General features: G+C 73.3%; 21 protein-coding genes. 9 read left to right on the plus strand and 12 right to left on the minus strand.

Annotation, left to right across the window (positions count from 1 at the left end; genetic code table 11):
- Positions 1-37 precede the first annotated feature (37 nt).
- The 6 genes from EV567_RS24755 to EV567_RS24780 form a co-directional block, all read right to left on the minus strand.
- The gene (locus EV567_RS24755) at positions 38-787 is read right to left on the minus strand and encodes a spherulation-specific family 4 protein (protein ID WP_130443762.1); all 750 of its coding nucleotides are present in this window, start codon (positions 785-787) and stop codon (positions 38-40) included.
- On the minus strand, positions 775-1737 hold the full coding sequence (locus EV567_RS24760) for an NAD(P)-dependent oxidoreductase (protein WP_130443763.1): 963 nt from the start codon (positions 1735-1737) through the stop codon (positions 775-777). Before EV567_RS24760 ends, EV567_RS24755 begins: the two co-directional genes overlap by 13 nt.
- A 244-nt stretch (positions 1738-1981) precedes the next feature.
- On the minus strand, positions 1982-3379 hold the full coding sequence (locus tag EV567_RS24765) for a hypothetical protein (RefSeq protein ID WP_130443765.1): 1398 nt from the start codon (positions 3377-3379) through the stop codon (positions 1982-1984).
- Entirely contained in the window at positions 3376-5142 is a 1767-nt protein-coding gene (locus tag EV567_RS24770; RefSeq protein WP_130443767.1) for a DUF3492 domain-containing protein, read from the minus strand. Before EV567_RS24770 ends, EV567_RS24765 begins: the two co-directional genes overlap by 4 nt.
- Positions 5143-5315: 173 nt before the next feature.
- Positions 5316-6713, minus strand: a complete 1398-nt coding sequence (locus EV567_RS24775) for a DUF3152 domain-containing protein (RefSeq protein WP_130443940.1) — start codon at positions 6711-6713, stop codon at positions 5316-5318.
- Positions 6710-7729: an alpha/beta fold hydrolase gene (locus EV567_RS24780; protein WP_130443769.1), complete on the minus strand. Its 1020-nt coding sequence runs from the start codon at positions 7727-7729 to the stop codon at positions 6710-6712. Before EV567_RS24780 ends, EV567_RS24775 begins: the two co-directional genes overlap by 4 nt.
- Before the next feature lie 198 nt (positions 7730-7927).
- On the opposite strand from EV567_RS24780, the gene EV567_RS24785 reads away from it, so the two are divergent.
- From EV567_RS24785 to EV567_RS24800, 4 genes are all read left to right on the plus strand, one after another.
- Complete coding sequence (locus tag EV567_RS24785) at positions 7928-8146, plus strand: hypothetical protein (RefSeq protein ID WP_130443771.1); 219 nt, start codon at positions 7928-7930, stop codon at positions 8144-8146.
- Between the two features lie 202 nt (positions 8147-8348).
- The gene (locus tag EV567_RS24790; RefSeq protein ID WP_130443773.1) at positions 8349-8990 is read left to right on the plus strand and encodes a TetR/AcrR family transcriptional regulator; all 642 of its coding nucleotides are present in this window, start codon (positions 8349-8351) and stop codon (positions 8988-8990) included.
- 157 nt (positions 8991-9147) lie between these two features.
- Positions 9148-9375, plus strand: coding sequence for a DUF3107 domain-containing protein (locus tag EV567_RS24795; protein ID WP_130443775.1), 228 nt, complete (start codon positions 9148-9150; stop codon positions 9373-9375).
- A 237-nt stretch (positions 9376-9612) separates the two neighbouring features.
- Entirely contained in the window at positions 9613-9882 is a 270-nt protein-coding gene (locus EV567_RS24800) for a hypothetical protein (RefSeq protein WP_130443777.1), read from the plus strand.
- A gap of 97 nt (positions 9883-9979) precedes the next feature.
- On the opposite strand, the gene EV567_RS24805 is transcribed toward EV567_RS24800, so the two are convergent.
- Positions 9980-10723, minus strand: coding sequence for a ferritin-like fold-containing protein (locus tag EV567_RS24805; RefSeq protein WP_130443779.1), 744 nt, complete (start codon positions 10721-10723; stop codon positions 9980-9982).
- A 497-nt stretch (positions 10724-11220) separates the two neighbouring features.
- Between EV567_RS24805 and EV567_RS24815 the strand changes: the two genes are divergently transcribed.
- Together EV567_RS24815 and EV567_RS24820 are read left to right on the plus strand one after the other, a co-directional pair.
- The gene (locus tag EV567_RS24815) at positions 11221-13779 is read left to right on the plus strand and encodes a DEAD/DEAH box helicase (protein ID WP_130443783.1); all 2559 of its coding nucleotides are present in this window, start codon (positions 11221-11223) and stop codon (positions 13777-13779) included.
- 136 nt (positions 13780-13915) lie between these two features.
- A complete protein-coding gene (locus tag EV567_RS24820) occupies positions 13916-14821 on the plus strand; it encodes an alpha/beta fold hydrolase (protein ID WP_130443785.1) in 906 nt (301 codons plus the stop codon).
- A gap of 52 nt (positions 14822-14873) precedes the next feature.
- On the opposite strand, the gene EV567_RS24825 is transcribed toward EV567_RS24820, so the two are convergent.
- Positions 14874-15779: an NYN domain-containing protein gene (locus EV567_RS24825; RefSeq protein ID WP_130443942.1), complete on the minus strand. Its 906-nt coding sequence runs from the start codon at positions 15777-15779 to the stop codon at positions 14874-14876.
- Between the two features lie 251 nt (positions 15780-16030).
- On the opposite strand from EV567_RS24825, the gene EV567_RS24830 reads away from it, so the two are divergent.
- Positions 16031-16183 carry a hypothetical protein gene (locus EV567_RS24830; protein WP_007384531.1) on the plus strand — a complete coding sequence of 51 codons (153 nt, stop codon included), beginning with the start codon at positions 16031-16033 and terminating at the stop codon, positions 16181-16183.
- A gap of 281 nt (positions 16184-16464) precedes the next feature.
- Positions 16465-16833, plus strand: coding sequence for a hypothetical protein (locus tag EV567_RS24835; protein WP_130443787.1), 369 nt, complete (start codon positions 16465-16467; stop codon positions 16831-16833).
- A gap of 61 nt (positions 16834-16894) precedes the next feature.
- Here the strand turns inward: EV567_RS24835 and EV567_RS24840 are convergent, their stop codons facing one another.
- From EV567_RS24840 to EV567_RS24850, 3 genes are all read right to left on the minus strand, one after another.
- Positions 16895-17500, minus strand: a complete 606-nt coding sequence (locus EV567_RS24840) for a MarC family protein (protein ID WP_130443788.1) — start codon at positions 17498-17500, stop codon at positions 16895-16897.
- A gap of 70 nt (positions 17501-17570) precedes the next feature.
- The gene (locus EV567_RS24845) at positions 17571-18443 is read right to left on the minus strand and encodes a PHP domain-containing protein (RefSeq protein WP_130443790.1); all 873 of its coding nucleotides are present in this window, start codon (positions 18441-18443) and stop codon (positions 17571-17573) included.
- A 157-nt stretch (positions 18444-18600) separates the two neighbouring features.
- Entirely contained in the window at positions 18601-19242 is a 642-nt protein-coding gene (locus EV567_RS24850) for a DUF6758 family protein (RefSeq protein WP_130443792.1), read from the minus strand.
- Positions 19243-19389: 147 nt separating this feature from the next.
- Here EV567_RS24850 and EV567_RS24855 point away from each other — a divergent pair, with 147 nt between their 5' ends.
- On the plus strand, positions 19390-20634 hold the full coding sequence (locus EV567_RS24855; protein ID WP_130443794.1) for an MFS transporter: 1245 nt from the start codon (positions 19390-19392) through the stop codon (positions 20632-20634).
- Between the two features lie 83 nt (positions 20635-20717).
- Here the strand turns inward: EV567_RS24855 and EV567_RS24860 are convergent, their stop codons facing one another.
- Complete coding sequence (locus tag EV567_RS24860) at positions 20718-21302, minus strand: suppressor of fused domain protein (protein ID WP_130443796.1); 585 nt, start codon at positions 21300-21302, stop codon at positions 20718-20720.
- Positions 21303-21619: the final 317 nt, after the last annotated feature.

Raw genomic sequence — 21619 nt, forward strand, 5'->3', positions numbered from 1 at the left:
TACGGTTGTTCTCCCCGTAACACTGCCATGGGCTTCTTCATTCCGAGACACCTGTTCCGATCCGCGAGACGATCTCGTCCCAGTAGCCGGGCATGGTCTCCCAGGGGTCGGTCAGTCCGCCGCCGTCGCCGCGGTCGGTGAACCAGATGGTCGCCGCACCGTGCCAGCGGGCGATGCGCAGCGCCTCCTCCAGGTGTGCGCCGGGCACGCCGTGGACGAGGTGGCAGAAGCGCTCGGGCGGGTAGGCGGCGGTCCATTCGGCCGCCTGCGACCAGCGGTAGTCGCTCCACGCGCCGGAGAAGGTGACGAGCTGGTCGGCGTTCTCGGCGTAGCCCGGGTAGGGGTGGACGCCATGGCCGAGGACGATGTGGGGGCTCTCGCGGAGCGTGCGCAGGGTGCTGACCGTGCGGCGGATCCCGGGGAGCGCCGTGCGGTCGGACGGGGAGCGGTCCAGGAAGAAGCCGTCGACCTGGTACCAGTCGACGTGCCGTTGCGCGTCGGAGACGACCTCGGGCAGGGCGCGGGCGCCGTGGGCGAGGTCGAGGTGGCCCAGGACGCGGACGCCGGCGTTGCGGAGCCGGCCGGCGGCTTCGAGGCAGTGCGGGTCGGGGCGGACGCCGGGGCCGCCGGCGACGTCGAGGACGACCCAGTGCAGGCTTCTGCCGGGGCGGGTGAGCTCGTCCCACTCGGTCTGCGCGAGGAGGGGGTGCGCGATGCCGGGCACGCCGAAGCCGGTGCGTACGTCGGTGTCCGCGGCACCCGCCGGGGCGCCGGTCAGATACGACACGCGGCCTCCATCCAGATGTCGGCGAGGGACTCCTCCAGGTTGATCCGGGGCCGCCAGCCGAGCCGGTCGCGCGCGGTGCGCACATCGGCCTGCTGCCAGCTGCCGCAGCCGTCGGGGTACGGGTACGCGACCGGGACCGCGTGGTCGGCGTCGGCGCGGGGATGGCCGATGGTCGGCCGGAAGTGGCCGCCGGGCGGGCCGTCGAGCTCGTGGAGGGCGCCGCCGTATCCGGCCACGCGCGCAAGAATCGCGGCGGCGTCGCGCAGCCGGACGGCGCGGCCGGAACCGATGTTGATGACGCCCTGCGCGGCGGAGAGGGAGGCGGCGTGCACGGCGCGGGCGACGTCGCGGACGTCGACGAAGTCGCGCTGGGCCCCGAGTCCGCCGAGCTTGAGCTCCCCGTCGCCGGACTGCATGGCACGGCGCATGGCCTCGGCGAGCCGGCCGAGCGGCGAGCCGGCGGGGGTGCCGGGCCCGGCGGGCGAGAAGACCCGGAGCACCACCGCGTCGAGACCGGAGCCGAGGACGAGTTCGGTGGCGGCGAGTTTGCTGACGCCGTACGGACCGCCGGGACGGGGGACGGCGTCCTCGGCCGTGGAGGAGCCGGGCTGGCTCGGGCCGTACTCGGCGCCGCAGCCGATCTGGACGAGCCGTGCGCCGCAGCCGCTGCGACGCAGGGCCTCGCAGACGGTGGCGACGGCGACGGTGTTGTGGCGGGTGAGTTCGCGGGCGCCGCCGCGGGTGGCGCCCGCGCAGTTGACGACGACCTGGGGGTGGACCGCGTCGAGGAAGCGGGTGAGCGCGCCGGGGCTGCCGGTCGCGAGGTCGAAGCGGACGTCCGCGTCGTCGCCGCGGCCGAGCGCGGTGAGCTGGACGGCCGGGTCGGCGAGCAGACGGTCGGCGACGAAGCGCCCGACGTAGCCGTTGGCTCCGATCAGCAGGACCCTCATCGTGCCGCTCCCGGGGTGTGCGCTCCGGTCGTTCCCGTGGCCGCGAGGGCGCCTGCGGCCGCCGGGGCTCCGGCGGTCCCGGTCGCTCCGGATCGGGAGGTGGTCATCTGGTCTCTCCTTCGGGTGTCGCGTGGATGGAGGAGCGCGTGCGTCGTGCGGTCCGTGCACGGTGGGGGTGGCGCTGCGCGCGGAGGTCGTGGGGCGGCAGGGCACGGGAGGGCGCCGCGGCCGGGGCGGTTCGGTGTCAGCACGGCTGGTCCGTTCGCGCGTGGGCGGACACCCTGGGGAGCGTGCGGCTCGCGTGGATCAGCAGGGCCAGCGCGGCCGCACCGCAGGTGAGGGCGGGTACGCCGGTTGGTCCCCAGGCGGCGACGAGGGACTCGACGGGCACGGCGAGGAAGCCGCAGCCCGGCAGACGGCCCGTGAAGACAGTGGCCACGGCGATCGTCTCGGCGGCGCCCGCGGCGCCGAGGAGGAGCACCGGAAGCCGGGGCGAGCCGTGCACGACGAGGAGGCGGGCGAGGAAGAGCAGCATGCCGAGGGTGAGGGTCCGGGGGTGGTCGGCGGTCTCTCCGAGGGCCTTGGCGCAGAGTCCGGTCAGGGCGGTGAGGGCGCACAGGAACAGGGCGAACACGCCGAACACCAGAGGACGCACGGCGGCGGTGAACTCCTCCAGGCCCCGGCTGGCCTCCAGTCGTCGGCAGGCGCCCACCGCGAGGAGGTGCGCGCTCCACGCGGCGGGGGCGCAGGCCAGGACGAGGGTCAGCGGGGGCGCGAGGGTGAGCGGCCAGGGGCCGTCGTTCGCCCCGGTGGGCAGGCCGTCGGGGCCGCCGTTCACGGCGGCGCGGAGGAGTCCGTCGCCGAGGGCCGCGTAGGCGAACAGCGCGCAGGTCCAGCCGCTGGCGCCGAGTGAGCCGGGGTGCGCGTGGCCGTGCGGGCTCAGCGGGCCTCGGCGCAGTGCCGCGCACAGGGCGAGGAGGACGGCGAGGACGCCCGCGGTCGCCAGGCAGAGGCGCGTCTGGCCGTCGGTCAGGCGCAGTCCGGTGACGGTCGCGGCGAACAGGGCGCCGGGCAGGAGGGTGAGCAGCGCCCAGTCGGAGCGGGCTCGGGGTGCGGCGGCGGGGGCGGGGCGTACGGGGCGGTCGCCGTCGCGGGGAACGCGGGCGTACATCTCCTCCGCGAGGGAGAAGACGTCCCGGTGCCGGAAGCGTGCGGCCGTCCGGTCGGTCATCCCATGGGCCTCGAGACCGGCGGCGATCTCCAGCGGGTCGACGGCGCGCTCACAGAGGTGACGGTGGCGGTGCATCAACGCCTTGACGGGGTCGCCGGCGCCGCGACGGGGGGCGGCTTCCGACGCAGGGGCGGTTGTCGGCGCAGAGGCAGCTGCGGGCCCGGAGGCGAGAGCGGGCGCGGGTAAGGGCGGCTCCCCCGCCGCTCCCGTGGAGTCGGCGGGGCGCTCGGAGCACGGTTCTGCCCGGTTCTCCACGGCCACGCCCGCGGAGAGCGCGTCCTCCGGAGCCGTGTCTTCGACGGCCTCGCCCTCCGGGGCGAGCCACTCCTCCGATCGGCCGTCCCATGCCACCGCGGAGGAACCCGGGCTCGCCGGTGTGGCGGGACGGTCCAGTTCGCCGAGGCCGCTCATCGCGCCCCCTCGGCCGCGGCGACCCGCCCCGCGGCCACGTCACGCTTGCGTGAGCCCGTCCAGGGGCCCGCGAGGCGGGCCTCGGCCGGGACGGCGAAGGGCCGGGGCTCACCGGGGCCGTCGAAGGCGGGACGGTGCACGGGGGTGCGGGAGACGGTCTCCAGGTAGATGTCGTGGAACGCCGTGACGTTCTGCTCGACGGTGAACAGTTCGAGGGCTCGTGCGCGGGCGGCCGCGCCCAGGCGCGCACGGCGCTCGGGATCGCGCAGCAGCGCGACACAGGCGTCGGCGAGCGCTCTCGGATTGCGCGGCGGCACGACCAGTCCCGTGCCGCCGATGACCTCGACCACCGCGCCGACGTCCGTCGACACGGTCGCCCGCCCGCAGAACATCGACTCGACCAGGCCGGCCGGGAAGCCCTCGACGACGCTGGAGAGAACGACGACGGCGCCCGCCGCGTACGCCTCGGCGAGGCCGGGCGCACCCGGGTGGCCGAGGTCCTCGAAGGACACCGGGTTGTCGCCGACGCAGTGCGGTCCCGCCGCCTCGTCGGGGAAGAGCTGCGCGGCCAGCGCACGGCAGTGGCCGAGATACGCCCGGCCCTCCGGCCCGCTCGGCGTGCCGATGATCCGCAGTCGCGTCCCGGGCTCCTCCCGGCGCACCTCGGCGAACGCGTGCAGCAGGGAGACCAGGTCCTTCGCCGGCTCCACGCGGCCGATCCAGACGAGGGTGCGCGGGTCGGCGGTGTCAGGGGAGTCGCCCACCTCGGCGAAGGGCGCGGCGTCCCTGCCGGGGTGGACGGTGCGCAGCTTGGCCCGGTCGGCGCCGCATCGCTCCTGCCAGCGCCGGGCGTGCGCGTTGCCGGCCGTGAGACAGGCGGCCCGGCGGTACACCTCGGCGGCGAGCCGCCCGTGGAAGGCGGTGACGAGCGCCCGCACGGCGGGGGACGCCTCCCCCGAGGCGAGTACGTCACCTCCCGCGTCGGTGCCGCCCTCCCCTGACGCCTCCACCGCTCCGAAGTTCAGGTAGTGCGACCGCAGCCGCACTCCGTACTCCGTGACCACCAGGGGCACCCCGAAGAAGTGCCACGCCAGCAGTCCCACCAGGGCGGCCGCTCCTCCGGAGGTCGCGTGGCACAGGTCGACCGCGCCGAGGCCGCCCCCGCCACGGCCCCCATGGTGCCCACGGCCCCCATGACCCCGTTCACCACGTCCTCCGCCCCCCTCCTCCTCGTACCAGCCGAGGGAAAGGGGCCGCAGGAGGCGTTCCACATGCGCCGCCACCGCGAGCAGTTCGGGCACACGCGCCTCGCGGGCCGTGCGCGTCGCGCCCGGGGCGCGGCAGGCGCGCTCCAGGGCGCGCAGCGCGTCCTCCGAGCGGAGTGCGCGCACCAGTGAGCCCTCGTCGCGGGCCAGCTCGGCGAGCCCGTACAGCGCGCTGCCGAAACGGTCCGCCTGAACGTCCGGGGCGCTTGCCCCGGAGATCCCGGCCGCCAGTTCGCCGTAGCACTCGGTGAACCGCCGGCGCGCGCGGCGGCCGTACGCGACCCCGTCGTCCTCGGCCGTCCACAGCCGGGCCGTGCGCACGCTGCGGACCTGCGGGGGCAGTTCGACCCGGCCGGCGGTGTCCTGTCGTTCGCTGCGGCTGAGTGCGAAGAGGGCGAACTCGTGCTGTCCGAGCCCCCGTACGAGCCGGTCGCACCAGGGTCCGGTGTCACCGCCCACATACGGATAGCCACCCTCCGTAAGCAGTCCGATCCGCACGTGTGCACCCCCGATCTCCCGTTCGGGAGCCGCCGTTGGTCGGCGGCTCGCAGCGGGACGAAGGTATGCGGACGAGGGCGTGGCGCGACGGACGGTTGTCCGTCGCACCACCAAAAGGGGTGAACGCTCGTAACTTTCCCGCGCGGCACGCGTTGTGCCCCGCTAGGGAGGACCTACTGCGTGGGGTACGGCCACGGGTTGGGCAGGCAGCGGATCCCGTCGTGCTCCAGGAACTTGGTCTGCTGCTGCATGACCGGCGCGAGGTCGCCGTTCTTGTCGCAGGTCACATGGCTGTAGCCGAGCCGGTGGCCGACCTCGTGGTTGATGAGCATCTGCCGGTAGGCGTACATCTGGTCGCCGTAGGTCTGCGAGCCCTGCGCCCACCGGTAGGCGTTGATCATCACGCGTTCGGTGGAGGCCGAGTCGCAGGAGACGTTGTCGATGGTGGTGTCCAGACCGGACTTCGCGCACCATTCGGCGGTGGTTCCGGGGCTGGCGAGGGTGATGACGAAGTCGGGCTCGCCGGAGTGGATGCGTTCGAAGGTGCGTGCGCCGTCGTGCGCCCAGCTGCGCTGGTCGTTCAGCGTCTTCTGCACGGCCTGCGCGAAGAGCGCCGCGTCGAGGCCGAGTCCCTGTTCGACGTCCACGCGGTAGGTGTACTTGCGCCCCTTGCCGGGCGCCTTCTCGATGCCGGGCACTGAGTCGAACCTGCCCGAGCCGGTGAGTTCTGCGCCGAGGGGGTACTTCCGGTCCATCTGCTGCGCGTACGTCAGCGGGGCCGCCTCGGGGAGCGCGGCGGAGGGGCCCGGACGGCCGCCGCCCCGGCCGGTGGAGTCCCGGGTGTCGCGCGCGGCCTGGCCGGCGGCGGTCTGCGACCGGGCGGAGTCCTCGTCGCGCGCGTCGGTGACCTGTCCGGCGACCACGATCGCCAGCGCGGTGGTGACGGCGGCGGCCGCGATGCCGGTGAAGGCCCGCCCCTTGCCTCCCCTGCCGGACGAGGGCGCGCCGGAGGGCGGCACGTCGTCCTCGCCCCTGTCGGCCGAACGGGGTTCCGGGTCCCGTTCGGTGACGGAGGCGTACGGGTCGCCGCTCGTGTGCGAGGAGACGGCGCCGGACAGGGGCCTGCGGCGGGCGAAGACGTCGTCCTCCTCAAATGCGTCGAGGTAGTCCTGCCGGGGGCCGCCCGGGGACGCCGGTCGCTGACGGGGGATCAGCGGCCCGGCACCCTGCGCCGGACGTCCCGTCAACTCACCCCATGCTCCCCCGGCTTCCCGCTGCTCGGGGTGACCGCCACGAGCCACCCGGGGGAAACCGTGCGCGGGAGTGCCTTCGGGCAGCCTGGGCGAGCCGTGGGCTGGGGATCTGTCAGAAAGCGGGGGAAAGCCGTGGGCTGGGGTCCCGCCGTTTGGCCGGCCCGCCGCTTCTTGATCGCGGCTGCCCCGCGCGTCCGCCTTCGAAACCCCTCCGCGCGCCCCTGCGGAGGCGCTCCCTTCGGCGCTGGTGGTCGTACCTCGCGGCGCGCTGCTCTGCGCCGGCCCCCGTCGACTGTGCCGTCCCACGTCCCCCCTCAGCTCCCCGCGTCCACGGACCCGGCGCGCTCGGCGGCCGGAGCGGCCCCGCTTCCCGCGTCCGGGGCACGGGTCTCCGCCAGCAGTTCCCGGAACGCCGTGGCGACCGTCTCCGGGTATTCCATCATCGCCACGTGTCCGGCGTCCGGCAGGGTGAGCAGCCGAGAGTCGCGGAAGGCGCGTGCGGACCGCTGCGCCATGCGGAAGCCGACGAGCTGGTCGCGGCCGCCGTAGACGAGGAGGGTGGGGGCGAGGACGCGTTCGGCCTGGCGCCACAGTCCGTGCTGGCCGCCCAGGGTGTAGGCGTTGACCAGCCCGCGCGCGGAGCGGGTCATGGCGTCCCAGAAGTACGGCAGCCGCAGCCGCCGTTCCATCTCCTCCACCGCGTGCTGGAAGGACTCCGGCGCGACCCGCCCGGGGTCGCCGTAGCAGAGGGCGGTGACGCCGCGGACGCGCTGTTCGGCCGTCCACTCACGGGTGAACCTGCTGAACAGCGCGGCCACTCCGGGGACGCCGAGCAGTCCCGTGGGCACCGCGGTGCGCTGTATGCGCAGCTCCGGCAGTGCGGGCGAGACGAGGGTGAGGGTGCGCACGAGGTCGGGTCGTACGGCGGCGACGCGCGTGGACACCGCGCCGCCGAGCGAGTTGCCGAGGAGGTGCACGGGTCCGCGGGCGGAGGCGTCCAGGTAGCGGATGACGGCACGCGCGTGTGCGGTGACGGAGTAGTCGCCGTCGTCCGGGGGCGGGGAGTCGCCGAAGCCGGGCAGGTCGACGGCCTCGCTGTCGACGACGCCGTCGAGCAGGGCCATCAGCGCGGACCAGTTCTGCGAGGAGCCGCCGAGACCGTGCACGTAGAGCGCCGGTTCCAGCCCTTCGCGCGCGGGCGGCCTGGAACGGATCTTCAGCGTGACGCCCGGCAGTCCGACCGACCGCAGCCGCTCGCCCTCGGCGACCCTGACGGACACCGCCTTCGGCAGCACACTGGCGGGCGGCACTGAGGGCAGCTCGGTCGAAGACATGCCGCAATGTTACGAGACGATCACGCCGTGACTTGTGTGTTCGCCGTCACAGCGGACAGGTCGGGGACCGCGCAGATGGCGGCGCGATTCCCGGGCACATCGCATAGCGTCCGAAAAGGGTGTCTCCTAGGCTCGTAGAGAGGGCACCCGCGTGTGGCCCCTGCATTCTCAGGGACGTTCGTAGGAAGGGAGCCCGCCATGACCGTCGACCCCACCGACCCCGAGACGTTCGTGAACGACGACGAGGTCTCGGAGGTCGACGTCGAGGCGCCGGAGAACGACGCCGCGGAACAGCACGCGGACGTCACGCCGCGCCGCGACGACCCCCTGGAGGGCGTCGACCCCGCCCGGGCGAACGAGGCCGACCTCGTCGAACAGGCCCGCGTCGTCTCGCTCGACGAGGACGACTACCGCTGACGCGCACGCCAGGGACTCACGGCGGCGCAGGCCGAGACGGAGGCGCAGTCTGCCCACTGCATACCGGTAGCAAACGTTCTGTACTGCTTTTACCATCGTCCGGTCCGTGAAATTCTGCGCTCGCACCGCGCGCGTCACGGTTACCGAAAAGTACGATGGCCGGGCGGCGGCACACCGCATGAGGACGACTTTGGGAGGCGGCGTGACAGCCATCGAGCAAACTGAGGCGGCGCGCCCGCGAGGCACGCGCTTGCCGCGCCGTGCCCGACGGAACCAGCTGCTGGGCGCCGCCCAGGAGGTGTTCGTCGCGCAGGGCTATCACGCTGCCGCGATGGACGACATCGCCGAGCGCGCCGGCGTCAGCAAGCCGGTGCTCTACCAGCACTTTCCGGGCAAGCTCGACCTCTATCTGGCGCTGCTGGACCAGCACTGCGAATCGCTCATCCAGGCGGTCCGGGGCGCGCTCGCCTCGACGAGCGACAACAAGCAGCGCGTGCGCGCCACGATGGACGCTTACTTCGCGTACGTGGAGGACGACGGCGGCGCGTTCCGGCTGGTCTTCGAGTCGGACCTGACGAACGAGACGGCGGTGCGCGAGCGCGTCGACAAGGTGACGAACGAGTGCGCCGAGGCGATCTGCGACGTGATCGCCGAGGACACCGGCCTCTCGCGCGCGGAGTCGATGCTGCTGGCCTCGGGACTGGGCGGCCTCGCCCAGGTCGTGGCCCGCTCCTGGCTGCACAGCGACCGCAGCGTCCCGCGCGACCAGGCGGTGCAGTTGCTGGCCTCGCTGGCCTGGCGGGGCATCGCCGGATTCCCGCTGCACGGCACCGAGCAGCACTGAGCGCGCACGCCCGCGTGCGGACCGTCGGCTCTTTGTTCCCGTCCGCTGTTCGCTCCTGGCGTGGACGGCCGCGGCGTACCCGTCCCCTCACCGGGCTAATGTGTGCAGCGTACGGCGCGGACGCCCGCGCACCACTGACCGTCGGAGGGACATAGCCGTGGAGGTCAAGATCGGCGTGCAGCACGCGCCCCGCGAGATCGTTCTGGAGAGCGGTCAGAGCGCCGAGGAGGTCGAGCGCCTCGTCTCCGAGGCGCTGGCGGGGAAGTCGCAGCTGCTCAGCCTCGTGGACGAGAAGGGCCGCAAGGTCCTGGTCCCGGCCGACCGCCTGGCCTACGTCGAGCTGGGCGAGCCCGCCCCGCGCAAGGTGGGCTTCGGCACCCTGTAGGCGGCGCGTGACGAGGGGCCCGGCAGCCGATTCCGATTCGGCTGCCGGGCCCCTCGCCGTGCACCGCGGCCGGTCCCACCTACGTGGGCGACGGCCGCCGGGCTCTCGCCGTCGGCGGCGGCGGAATTCTCCACGGATGGAGCACGACTTCCCCACAGGGGAGGATTGCCTTTCGCAGGTCACGGGTAAGACGGGCTACGACCTCGATGCACAGCCCGCCGTCTGGGAGGGACCCGCATGATCTTGGAAGCGCTCGGCTCCGCTGTGCTCGGTCTCGTGCTCGCGTGGGCGGCGTTCCACCGCCTGTCCCACCGACTGCCCGCGCCCACCATGGTGTTCGCGACGGGCGTCGCCGGAGCCCTGTTCGGCGACTTCGTCGCCCACAGCGCGCTCGGCCCGGGCAACGAGCTGCTGAGCCTGCTCGGAGCGGCGGTCGTCTCCGCCGCCTCGCTGTCCCTGCTCCTGCGCCCCACGGGCCGCGGCCTGCGGCGATCAGCCACAGCCTGAGGCGCACCGAGGGAGCGCGGGAACCGCGCGACCAGCCGGCCCCGCACGGGCCGGCAGCCGAAGCGGTCTCCCCGGCCCCCACGGCGCCCGACGGCATCTACGCGGCGAGTCCCAGAGCCGCCATCCGCTTGGTGTGGGCCTCGGTGATGCGGGAGAACATCCGGCCGACCTCGGCGAGGTCGAAGCCGTCCGCGACGCCGCCGACCAGCATCGTCGACAGCGCGTCGCGGTCCGCGACCACCCGCTGCGACTGCGACAGCGCCTCGCCCATCAGCCGCCGCGCCCACAGCGCGAGCCGTCCGCCCACGCGCGGGTCGGCGTCGATCGCCGCGCGCACCCGGTCGACGGCGAAGCCCGCGTGGCCGGTGTCGTCGAGGACGGCGAGCACCAGGGCGCGCGTGTCGGCGTCCAGACGCACGGCGACCTCGCGGTAGAAGTCGCTGGCGATCGAGTCGCCCACGTACGCCTTGACCAGACCCTCCAGCCAGTCGGAGGGGGCCGTCTGCCGGTGGAAGCCGTCGAGCGCGGCGACGAACGGCTCCATCGCGCGCGTGGGCTCCTCACCGATCTCCGTGAGCCGGCCGCGCAGCCGCTCGAAGTGGTGGAACTCGGCGGACGCCATCTTCGCCAGCTCCGCCTTGTCCTCCAGGGTGGGCGCCAGTTTGGCGTCCTCGGCGAGCCGTTCGAACGCCGCCAGCTCGCCGTACGCGAGCGCACCGAGCAGGTCCACGACCGCGGCCCGGTACTGGGGGTCGGCGGCGGCCGTCGCCCAGTCCTGGGCGGCGATGCCGGTGGCGGCGTTCTCGTTGTCGGGCTTGTCAGAGGTCGTCATGAAGCGCACAATAACCCGCTCGCCGCACGGGGGAAGGCCCTGGTCGACGTGTGCGGCGACGAAGCGCGCGGGACCCTGCCCGTCGGTGTGACAACCACAACGTGACCGAATCGGCCATCGCATGTGCGCGGATCCAAGGTATGGTGGTAATGCGCCTGCCGAGTATTCGACGGGCCGCATGTATGAGGATGCCCGGTCGGTGGCCCGATCGGCTCCGACCCGACAGCCCACCCTGACCGTACGGCTCTGCGCGTACGACGATCGGCGGGACACCCTCAGCGGTACGAACGCTGGAGCGTCGGATGAGGTCCCGTGTGCTGACGGCTCGCCCGTGAGAGGCGGCCGCGTCCCCGGCACGGTCCGACACGACCCCCGCGCTCGCCTCGCACCGCGCACACAGAAGAGGCAGCACCCTGACTACGACGTTCCGAGAGCTCGGAATCCTCCCCGAGACCGCCGAGGCCCTGGAGGCCGTCGGCATCACCACTCCCTTCCCCATCCAGGAGATGACGCTCCCCGTGGCCCTGTCGGGCACGGACGTCATCGGCCAGGCCAAGACCGGCACCGGAAAGACGCTCGGCTTCGGCCTCCCGCTCCTCGAGCGCGTCACGGTCCCCGTCGACGTCGAGGCCGGCCGCGCCCGCCCCGAGGACCTCACCGACGCCCCGCAGGCGCTCATCGTGGTCCCCACGCGCGAGCTGTGCACGCAGGTCACCAACGACCTGCTGACCGCGGGCAAGGTGCGCAACGTGCGCGTCACCGCGATCTACGGCGGCCGCGCGTACGAGCCGCAGGTCGAGGCCCTGAAGAAGGGCGTCGACGTCGTCGTCGGCACCCCGGGCCGGCTGCTGGACCTGGCGGGCCAGAAGAAGCTCAACCTCAAGCACGTCAAGTGCCTGGTCCTCGACGAGGCCGACGAGATGCTCGACCTGGGCTTCCTGCCCGACGTCGAGAGGATCATCGGCATGCTGCCGGTGAAGCGGCAGACCATGCTGTTCTCCGCGACCATGCCGGGCGCGGTCATCAGCCTCGCCCGCCGCTACATGTCGCAGCCGACGCACATCAACGCCACCTCGCCCGACGACGCGGGGCGGACGGTCGCGAACACCAAGCAGCACGTGTACCGCGCGCACAACATGGACAAGCCCGAGATGGTCGCGCGCATGCTGCAGGCCGAGGGCCGCGGCCTGGTGATGGTGTTCTGCCGCACCAAGCGCACGGCGGCCGACCTCGCCGACCAGCTCAAGCAGCGCGGCTTCGCCTCCGGCGCGGTCCACGGCGACCTCGGCCAGGGCGCCCGCGAGCAGGCGCTGCGCGCCTTCCGCAACGGCAAGGTCGACGTGCTCGTGTGCACCGACGTCGCCGCGCGCGGCATCGACGTCGAGGGCGTCACCCACGTCATCAACTACCAGTCCCCCGAGGACGAGAAGACCTACCTGCACCGCATCGGCCGTACCGGCCGCGCGGGCGCCAAGGGCATCGCGGTCACGCTCGTCGACTGGGACGACATCCCGCGCTGGCAGCTCATCAACAAGGCGCTGGAGCTCGACTTCAGCGACCCGCCGGAGACGTACTCCACCTCCCCGCACTTCTACGAGGACCTCGGCATCCCCGCGGGCACCAAGGGTGTCCTGCCGCGCTCGGAGCGCACGCGCGCCGGGCTCGACGCGGAGGAGCTGGAGGACCTGGGCGAGCCGGGCGGCCGCGGTGCTCGCGGGCGCGGCGACCGCCGGGGTGGACGGGACGACTCCCGCTCCGCCGAGCAGCGTGAGAGCGTCGGCCGTACGCCGCGCCGCCGCCGTCGTACACGGGGTGGCGCCACCGTCGACGGGACGCCGGCGCCCGAGCAGGCCCGGACCGAGCAGGCAGGGCAGGCCGCGGCTCCCGCCGTCGAGGAGGCGGCGACGTCTCCTCGTACGCCGCGTCGCCGTCGCCGGACCCGGGGCGGAGCCTCGCAGGACGCCGTCGCCGCGTCGGCCGCCACGGCCGTCGAGTCCGCCGCTCCCGAGGCCGCGGAAGCGGCCGTGACGACGGCGGAGGGTCCCTCGGAGATCGCGTCCGCCGAGGCCGAGAAGCCGCGCCGCCGCCGCACCCGCCGCAGCGCGGTCGCGTCGGACGCGCCGGCGACCGTGACGGAGCCGGCCGAGCAGCCGGTCCCCGAGACGACGGCCGTGACCGAGTCGGCCGCCCCGGCCGTCGAGGCGCCGCCGGCGGAGGCCGCCGTCGCTCCGGCGGAGGCCGTGGAGACCAAGCCGCGCCGCCGCACCCGCAAGGCGACGGCCCCGGCTGAGACCGCGGTCGACACGGCCGAGGCCGCCGAGGCCAAGCCGCGCCGCACCCGCAAGGCGACCCAGTCGGAGACGGCCGCCACGCCGGTCATCCCGGCTCAGGCCTCGCAGGAGCCGGAGGCCAAGCCGCGCCGCACGCGCAAGACCGCCGCCCCGGCGGAAGCCGCCGTGGACACGGTCGAGGCGGCGGAGGCCGCGGAGGTCAAGCCGCGCCGCACCCGCAAGACCGCGGCCGCCAAGGCGGAAGCCGCCGCCGACACGGCGGAGACGGCCGAGGCCAAGCCCCGTCGCACGCGCAAGACGGCCGCAGCCGCAGCGGAGGCAGCCGTGGACACGGCCGAGGCCGCGGAGGTCAAGCCGCGCCGCACCCGCAAGACCGCGGCCGCCAAGGCGGAAGCCGCCGCCGACACGGCGGAGACGGCCGAGGCCAAGCCGCGCCGCACCCGCAAGACGGCCGCAGCCGCAGCGGAGGCAGCCGTGGACACGGCCGAGGCCGCCGAGGCCAAGCCGCGGCGCACCCGCAAGACGGCCGCCGCCCCGGCAGCCGTCGACGCGGAGACCGCCGAGGCCAAGCCGCGCCGCACCCGCAAGACCGCCGCCCCGGCGACCGGTACGGCCGCCATTCCGGCTCAGGTCTCGCAGGAGCCGGAGGTCAAGCCCCGCCGGACCCGCAAGACCGCCGCCCCGGCGGAGGCCGCCGCCGACACGGCCGAGGCGCAGCCGAAGCCGCGGCGTACGCGTAAGGCGACGGCCGCCGCGAAGCCCGCGGACAGCTGATCGCCGCGAGCGACGACAGCGACCGCCGACGGCCCGGTTCCCCCTCGGGGAACCGGGCCGTCGGCGTGGTGAGAGGTTCCGCCCCGGCCGAGAGGCGCTCTGCACCCGGCCTCCGTTGTCCCGGTAACCTCAGCCCGTGACCACGCCGATCAGCTTCACCCCGCCTCCCGGCGCACGCGCGTACCAGCTGCGGACAGCGCGCGGTGAGTTCGCCGTCGTCGACGCGCCGGCGGCGCCCGGTGTCGAGCCGTCGGGCGTCGCGCTGTTGCTGCCGGGGTTCACCGGGAGCAAGGAGGACTTCCACTTCCTGCACGAGCCCCTGGCGGCCCGCGGCTACCGCACGGTCGCCGTGGACGGACGCGGGCAGAACGAGTCCCACGGCCCGGCGCGTGACGAAACGCCCTACGCCCAAGCCGAGTTGGCGCGGGATGTGCTCGCACAGGCGGCCGCCCTCGACACTCCCTTGCATCTCGTCGGGCACTCCATGGGCGGCCAGGTAGCACGGGCGGCCGTCCTCCTGGACCACTCCCCCTTCGTCTCGTTCACCCTCGTCGCCTCGGGCCCGGCGCACATCTCCGAGTCGCAGCGGCAGCGCGTGCAGTTGCTGCACGACGCCCTCGCGGTGATGGAGATGCCCGAGGTATGGGAGGCGATCCTCGCGATGGGCCCACCGGAGGAGATCGGCGGCCCCGCGCGGGGGTTCGGCGAACTGTCGCTGATGCGGCTGCGCTGGCTGAACCACAAGCCGGCGCAACTCCTCGCGACGGGACGTCAGTTGCTCGTCGAGCCCGACCGGGTCGCCGAACTAGCCGCCGCGCCGCTGCCGTTGCACGTACTGTCGGGCGCGCGTGACGACACCTGGCCGGTGAGCGTCCTGGACGACATGGCCGTGGAGCTGGGTGCGGCCCGCACGGTGATCCCCGGCGCGGAGCACTCCCCCAACCTGGACCAGCCCCTGGCCACGGCCCACGGCCTGGCGGACTTCTGGGACAAGGTCGTACGCGGGCGACCGGACCGCCGACAGGGCGGACACCCGTCCTGAGGCAGCCAGTGCCCCGGCACTAGTGCCCCGGCAGGCAACGTTTGCCCCGGCACTAGTACTGCGTCTGGAGGTGCTCCCAGAAGCCGTCCCGCAGTACGCGCCGCAGCTCCGCCTGGCCGCGGAGCGAGTACTGCAGGATGCGCTCCGCCTCCACCAGGAGGTCCTGGTCGACGGAGCCGGGCAGGTAGGGGTGGCCGGGGAGGAGGTCCGCCAGGGGCTCCCTGCCGCGCGCCGCGAGCCACTTGGCGGCGATCTGCGCGCCGGCGAAGCGGACCTCCTCACGGGTGGGCCGCTGCACGCCGGCCGGTTCGTACGCCGGGGCGGTGCGCCGTGAGACGTACGGCTTGAAGAAGTCGAGGTCCAGGGTGCGCTGGCTGTCGACCTCCCACAGGAGCGGCTCGGCCTGGTTGCGGCCCTCGGGGGCCTCGATGCCCCAGAGGTGGACGCGTGCGCCGTACCCCTGGGCCGCCTCCACCGCCGAGACCAGGTCCTCGTCGCCGCCGAGGAGTGCCGCGTCGCTGATGGCGCGGTGCCGGGCGAGGGACTCCAGGTCGGTGCGGATCAGGGAGTCGACGCCCTTCTGCTGGTTGTTGGCGTTCAGGTTGCCCAACCGGATCTTGACGTCCGGGAGTTCGGCGATGGACTGCTGCTCGGCGGTGTGGATGCGGCGCCGGGCGCCGTCGTACCAGTAGACCCGCAGCAACCGGCTGTCCGCGAAGATCGTGCGCGCCCGGTCGATGAGCGCTTCGATCAGGCCCTCGGCGTCCAGGTCGAACGCCCGCCGGTCCTCGGTCCCGGCGACCAGCCGGCCCGCCGCCGCGTACAGATAGCCGGCGTCGACGAAGATCGCGTGCGTCGACGGCGTCTTCGCCACCTCGGCGAGCATGCGCGTCAGCAGCTCGTTCGTGCGGTCGATACGGGCGGCGAGGGCCGCCAGGTCGTCGTTCATCCCTTCCATTGTCCCGGCGGTCACGCTATGAACACAACCGGTCCCGTTCAGTCCCGCTCCGGCCCCGCTTCGGCCCTGTTCCGCCACGGCCACTGCGCCTACCCGTCAGTAATTAGGCGTTCGAAAAATTTTATTAGCGTAGGGAATGTTTGTAACAAGCACCGCGTTGAATGCGTATGGAACAGGGGGCACCGTCGTCCCGTGGGCCGCACATCAGCAGTTCTCCTCAGGAGGATGACCAGACGAAGGGAGAAGCCACCATGCGCTTCGAAATCATGCGACTCGACGACGTCGACGGCACGCCCGTGGACAGCACCGTCGTGGACGCCGCCTCCGTCAACCGGATCGTTCAGCAGGCCGCCGCCATCGGGCAGCGACTGTGGATCCGTCCGGCCGACACCTCGGCCTCGTAGCACCTCGACCCCCCTCTACGGGCCCCCTCACATGCGTTCCGGAGCCCCGCACCGCGTCGACTCGACGCCGGGCGGGGCTCCGCCCATGTCCGTCCGGGACGGGGAGGCCGCATCCGGAGTTCACCCGAACGGGTGAAGGTGGGCGGGTCGGAAATCCTCGCGAGCGCAAGGGGGCCAGAGTGAGGAAGTTGCCCGGGGTGATCCCGTCCGGCGCGGGTACCTGGTGAGCACCCGGCGTCCGCGCCGCCCCGACCGCCACTTCACGGGAAGGCCCTCTCCCTGTGCTCGTACACCACGCGGAACCCGCTCTGGCCGCGGCGGCCGCCACCGGCGTCATCCTGGCGGCACGGTTCGCGGCCACCCGCCCCTACACGCGGCGCCGGGCGGTCGGCACCGCCCGCCGGCGCGCCGCGACGTCCCCCGAGGCACCCGCCCGCCACGATCAGCCGGCTGCCCGGCCGCACTCCGGACCCACGCCGTCCGCTTCGGCGCGACGCACGCACACCCCGGCCGCGGCCCGTCGCACCACGACACCTCACGGCGGCGTCCGCCCCGCCGAATCGGCCGTACTGGAGGCCGAGCGGCATGTGCACCGCTGCTGGCAGCGTCTGCGCGCCCACTCCGACCGCCCCGATCACCACGAGGCCTGAGCTGAGGCGTGGTTCCTACCGGCAGCCGGATCGCACAGCCGGTAGGAACCACGCCGCCGCGTCAGCTGCCCTGGACGACCTGGGTGACCCCGTTGATGATCTGCTGCACGGCGATCGCGGAGAGCATCATGCCCGCGAGCCGTGTCACCAGGACCACGCCGCCGTCCTTGATGACCCGGATGATCAGCAGCGAGTAGCGCATCACCAGCCACAGCACGACGTGGATGGCGAAGATCGCCGCCCACACCGACACCTGCGTGGAGACGCTGCCGGCCTTCTGCACGGCGAGGATGACGGACACGATCGCGCCCGGTCCGGCGAGCAGCGGCATGCCCAGCGGGACCAGCGCGACGTTGACGTCCTTGGTCTGCTTGGGCTCGTCGGACTTGCCGGTGAGCAGGTCGAGCGCGATCAGCAGGAGCAGCAGCCCGCCCGCGATCATCAACGCGGGCACTGACACGTGCAAGTAGTTCAGGATCTGGTGGCCCAGCAGCCCGAAAACGGTGATCACGCCGCCGGCCACGCAGACGGCCTGGAACGCCATCCGCTTCTGCACCTTGCCCGGGCGGCCCGAGGTCAGGGCCAGGAAGATCGGGGTGATGCCGGGGGGATCCATGATGACGAACAGGGTGAGGAACAGGGAGCCGAAGACGGCAACGTCGAACATGTGTACGGAGGCCTTGCGCGAGAGAGGGTGGAAGTGGACGTGCGGAGCTGCCCCCGAGGCCGTGACGGCCTCAGGCGCGAAGGGCCTCGGGCCCGCCGGTCCCCGGGACGGGGAACGCCCCGGTCGCCCGTCGCGTGATCTCCCCGTACACCTCGGGGTCGGTCGTGTACTCGCCGAGCGCGCAGGTCTTGCGGCTGCCGTGGTAGTCGCTGGACCCGGTCACCAGCAGGCCCAGGTCGCGGGCGAGCCCCCGCAGTCGCGCGCGGGTGTCCGCGTCGTGGTCCATGTGGTCGACCTCGATGCCGTCGAGGCCGGCGGCGGCCAGTTCGGCGATCACTGACTCGGGGACCGTGCGGCCCCGCTTGCTCGCGGCCGGGTGGGCGAAGACGGTCACGCCGCCCGCCGCCTTGACCAGCCGGATCGCCTCGAAGGGGTCCGTCTCGTGCTTCGGGATCCAGACCCGTCCGCCGTCGCCCAGCCAGTCCGGGGTGAACGCGTCGCTCACGGTCGGGACGACGCCCAGTTCGACCAGCGCGGTGGCGACGTGCGGCCGGCCGACGGAACCGTCACCGGCGATGCGCGCGACCTGCTCCCAGGTGACGGGGACGCCCAGCTCGTTGAGCCTGGCGACCATGCCCCGGGCGCGCGGCACGCGGTCGTCGCGCACGAGCTCCCGCTCGGCGAGCAGCGCGGGCTCCTCGGGGTCGAAAAGGTAGGCCAGCATGTGCATGCTGACGCCGTCGATCCGGCAGGACAGTTCGGCGCCGGTGACGAGGGTGAGCCCCTCGGGCAGCGCGGCGATCGCCTCGGCGTGCCCGCGGGTGGTGTCGTGGTCGGTCAGCGCGACGACGTCGAGGCCGGCCGTGGCCGCGCCCCGGACGAGTTCGGCAGGGGTGTCCGTACCGTCGGAAGCCGTGGAGTGACAGTGCAGGTCGATGCGCACGGCACGGGCTCCAGACGGCGAGAGAGCGGAACGGGACGCTCCAGCATAACGGGAATCCGGACGACCCCTGTCACACCCGCACCCGGGAAGCGCCCCCTACACCCCGGGAGCACACCCAGCCGCACCCCGCGCTGCGCCCCGCGTGCCCGGCCGGCCCTCACGGCTTGAGCAGGTGCGGCGACAACGCCCCGCAGGGCACCAGCTCCACCTCGGCGCCCGCGTCCCGCAGGTCCGTCAGCACCAGCTCGCCGTACATCAGCAGCCCGGACTGCTCGGGCCACGCCACCGCCCACAGCCACAGCCCGCACGCTTCGCCCGCGAAGACCGCGCGGTCGCCGGGGGCGCCGCTGACGTGCCACAGCGGGGTGGGGCGGCCGGCGGCCAGGACCTTGGCCTCGGGCGGCTTCTCGACGTTCATGTAGGGGCCGGGGTCGGGCCCCTCCATGCCGGCGTAGCGCGCGCCGAGACCGACGCCGAGCTCCTCGGCGACGAGGATCAGCTCGCCCATGCCGCCGAGCGGACCGGGCCCCGAGCACGCGACGGCGCTGGCCCGCCCGCCGCTGCGGTCGTCACCGGCGTACGCCACGCCCGTGAACAGCCAGCCGACGGGCAGCGGCCACGGCATCCACACCGGTACCCGGGTGCGGTGCACCACCACACTGAGGGCCTCGACGCTGGGCGGGATCACGGGCTGCAGCGGATGCACCGTGCCGTGCACATCGCACTGCCAGGAATCGGCGAAGAGTCCGGGAGCCCTGACCCGGCCACCGCACTTCGGGCAACTGGGTTCGCCCCTCATAGAGCCCCACGGTCCTACCCGATCCCGTCCACGTCAAGGACGATCACCCGTCCGGGCCTGCCAAGTTAGATGTAACTTGCATTAATTAGTGACCCTAACTTAGTGTGTGTAAATACCAACTATCAGCCGCGGGATTGGAGCACCGGCATGCAACACGAAACGGAGTCCCCTCTCGAGGCGCCCGCGGGAGCAGGCGGCCTTCTGCGGCAGCCCAAGGCGGTCTGGGCGACCGCCGGCGCGTCCGTCGTCGCCTTCATGGGCATCGGACTCGTCGACCCGATCCTGCCGTCCATCGCCTCCGGACTGAACGCCACGGCCGGCCAGGTCTCCCTCCTGTTCACCTCGTACTTCCTGATCACCGCCTTCGCCATGCTGGTGACCGGGTTCGTCTCCAGCCGGATCGGCGGCCGCAAGACGCTGCTGCTGGGCCTCGCCCTCGTCGTCGTCTTCGCGGGCCTGTCCGGCACCTCCGACACCGTCGGCCAGCTCGTCGGCTACCGGGCCGGCTGGGGCCTGGGCAACGCGCTGTTCGTCTCGACCGCCCTCGCGGTCATCGTCGGCGCGGCGGCGGGCGGCAGCGCCGCCGCGATCCTGCTGTACGAGTCCGCCCTCGGCCTCGGCATGGCCTGCGGACCGCTGCTGGGCGCGCTGCTCGGCGACGCCAGCTGGCGCTACCCGTTCTTCGGCACCGCGGCCCTGATGGCGGTGGGATTCCTGTGCATCACGGCGTTCCTGAAGGAGCAGCCGCGGCCCGCCCGCAAGACCTCGCTGCTGGACCCGATCCGGGCGCTCGGCCACGGCGGTCTCGCCTCGGCGGCGGTCTCTGCGTTCTTCTACAACTACACGTTCTTCACCGTGCTTGCCTTCACGCCGTTCGTGCTGGACATGACGCCGTACAAGTCGGGCGCGGTGTTCTTCGCCTGGGGTGTGCTGCTCGCCGTCTTCTCGGTCGTCGTGGCGCCGCGCCTCCAGGAGCGGTTCGGCTCGCTGAAGGTGCTCGGCGGCTCCCTGGTGCTGCTCGCCGCCGACGTGCTGGTCCTCGGCTACGGCGACCACGTCACGGCCGTCGTCTGCACGGTCCTGTCGGGCGCGTTCATCGGCGTGAACAACACCGTCTACACCGAGCTCGCGCTCGGGGTCTCGGACGCCCCGCGTCCGGTCGCGAGCGCGGGCTACAACTTCGTGCGCTGGTTCGCGGCGGCCGCCGCCCCCTTCTTCGCGCCGAAGATCGAGGAGTGGACCGACGCCCACATCCCGTTCGTGGTGGCGGCGGTCACCGCGGCCGCGGGCGCGCTGGTCGTCGTCCTACGCCGCGCGGCACTCACGCACGAGGCCGAGGAGTCGGCGCCGGCGCACGCCGCCGAGGACGGGGTCGCCGTCTTCGCCGACTGACCGTCAGGGGCAAGCGGACGCCATCCGTTGTCGGGTCAATCCCCCTGTCCCGGAGGCCAGTTGGTGACCTTGGTCACGCGTCGTCAGTCCAGCGGTACGGACCTGCGGGAGGGATCCCGCAGGTCCGTACCGTGCGTCAGCCAGCGTTCCTGGAGCGCCTGCGCGCCGTGCACACGCTTCCAGGCGGCCTCGTTCGGCGTCATCGGCAGCAGCGGCAGGAAGCGGACCGGGTCGAGCGGCTCGTCGAGCTCCAGGTCCTCCACCAGACCGCCCGGCTCTGCGACCAGCACCGAGGTGAACGGCGCGCCCGGCCACAGCGGCTCGCCGACGTCCAGGGACGCGCCCGGCGCCACGACCACCCCTTCGACCTGCGGGGACGCGGCGAGCACGGCGAGCGGGCGCAACACCTTGCCGGTGTCGGCCAGGCCGGAGCGCACCGAGAGGACCAGCTCGGCGCGCGGACCCCGCACCGCGTCGGCGAGCATCGCGGTGGGGTCGCTCATCGGCTGCGCGGACATGCCGAGCGTGGCGTAGCGGACGATGTCGCCCTCCTGGAAACGCAGGACCTCGATGCGGTCCGTGCCGAGGAAGGTGACGGCGGCGCGGGCGTCGGGCTCGCCGAGCGCGGTACGCAACCGGGCCTCGACCAGGGGAAGAACATCTGCCATGCCGCGAGCATAGAACTCGTCAGCACCGGGCAAAGCAGCGCCTTGACACTGTGGCCGGCTGATACTCTTGCCCGGTGGTTCGGGGCAGCACGCAGAGCGTCGCGATCAAGCCCCGACGCCGATGAGCATCCCCCACGGGGGACCGGCCGGAGGAGGTGGGGCTGTCATGGATCGAAGTCGACCGTGCAGTACCACTCGCTCTTCCCGCCGCTGACGTAGCTGACCCGGCTCCGGCTGACCGCCACCTCTCGCATCTCCACACCGCGCGGAAGAGCGCTGCGTTTCGCTTTGCCTGATCCGTCCGACCCGGCCGACTC

Origin of the sequence: Streptomyces sp. BK239 (assembly GCF_004217285.1) — a bacterium.
Classification (GTDB): domain Bacteria; phylum Actinomycetota; class Actinomycetes; order Streptomycetales; family Streptomycetaceae; genus Streptomyces.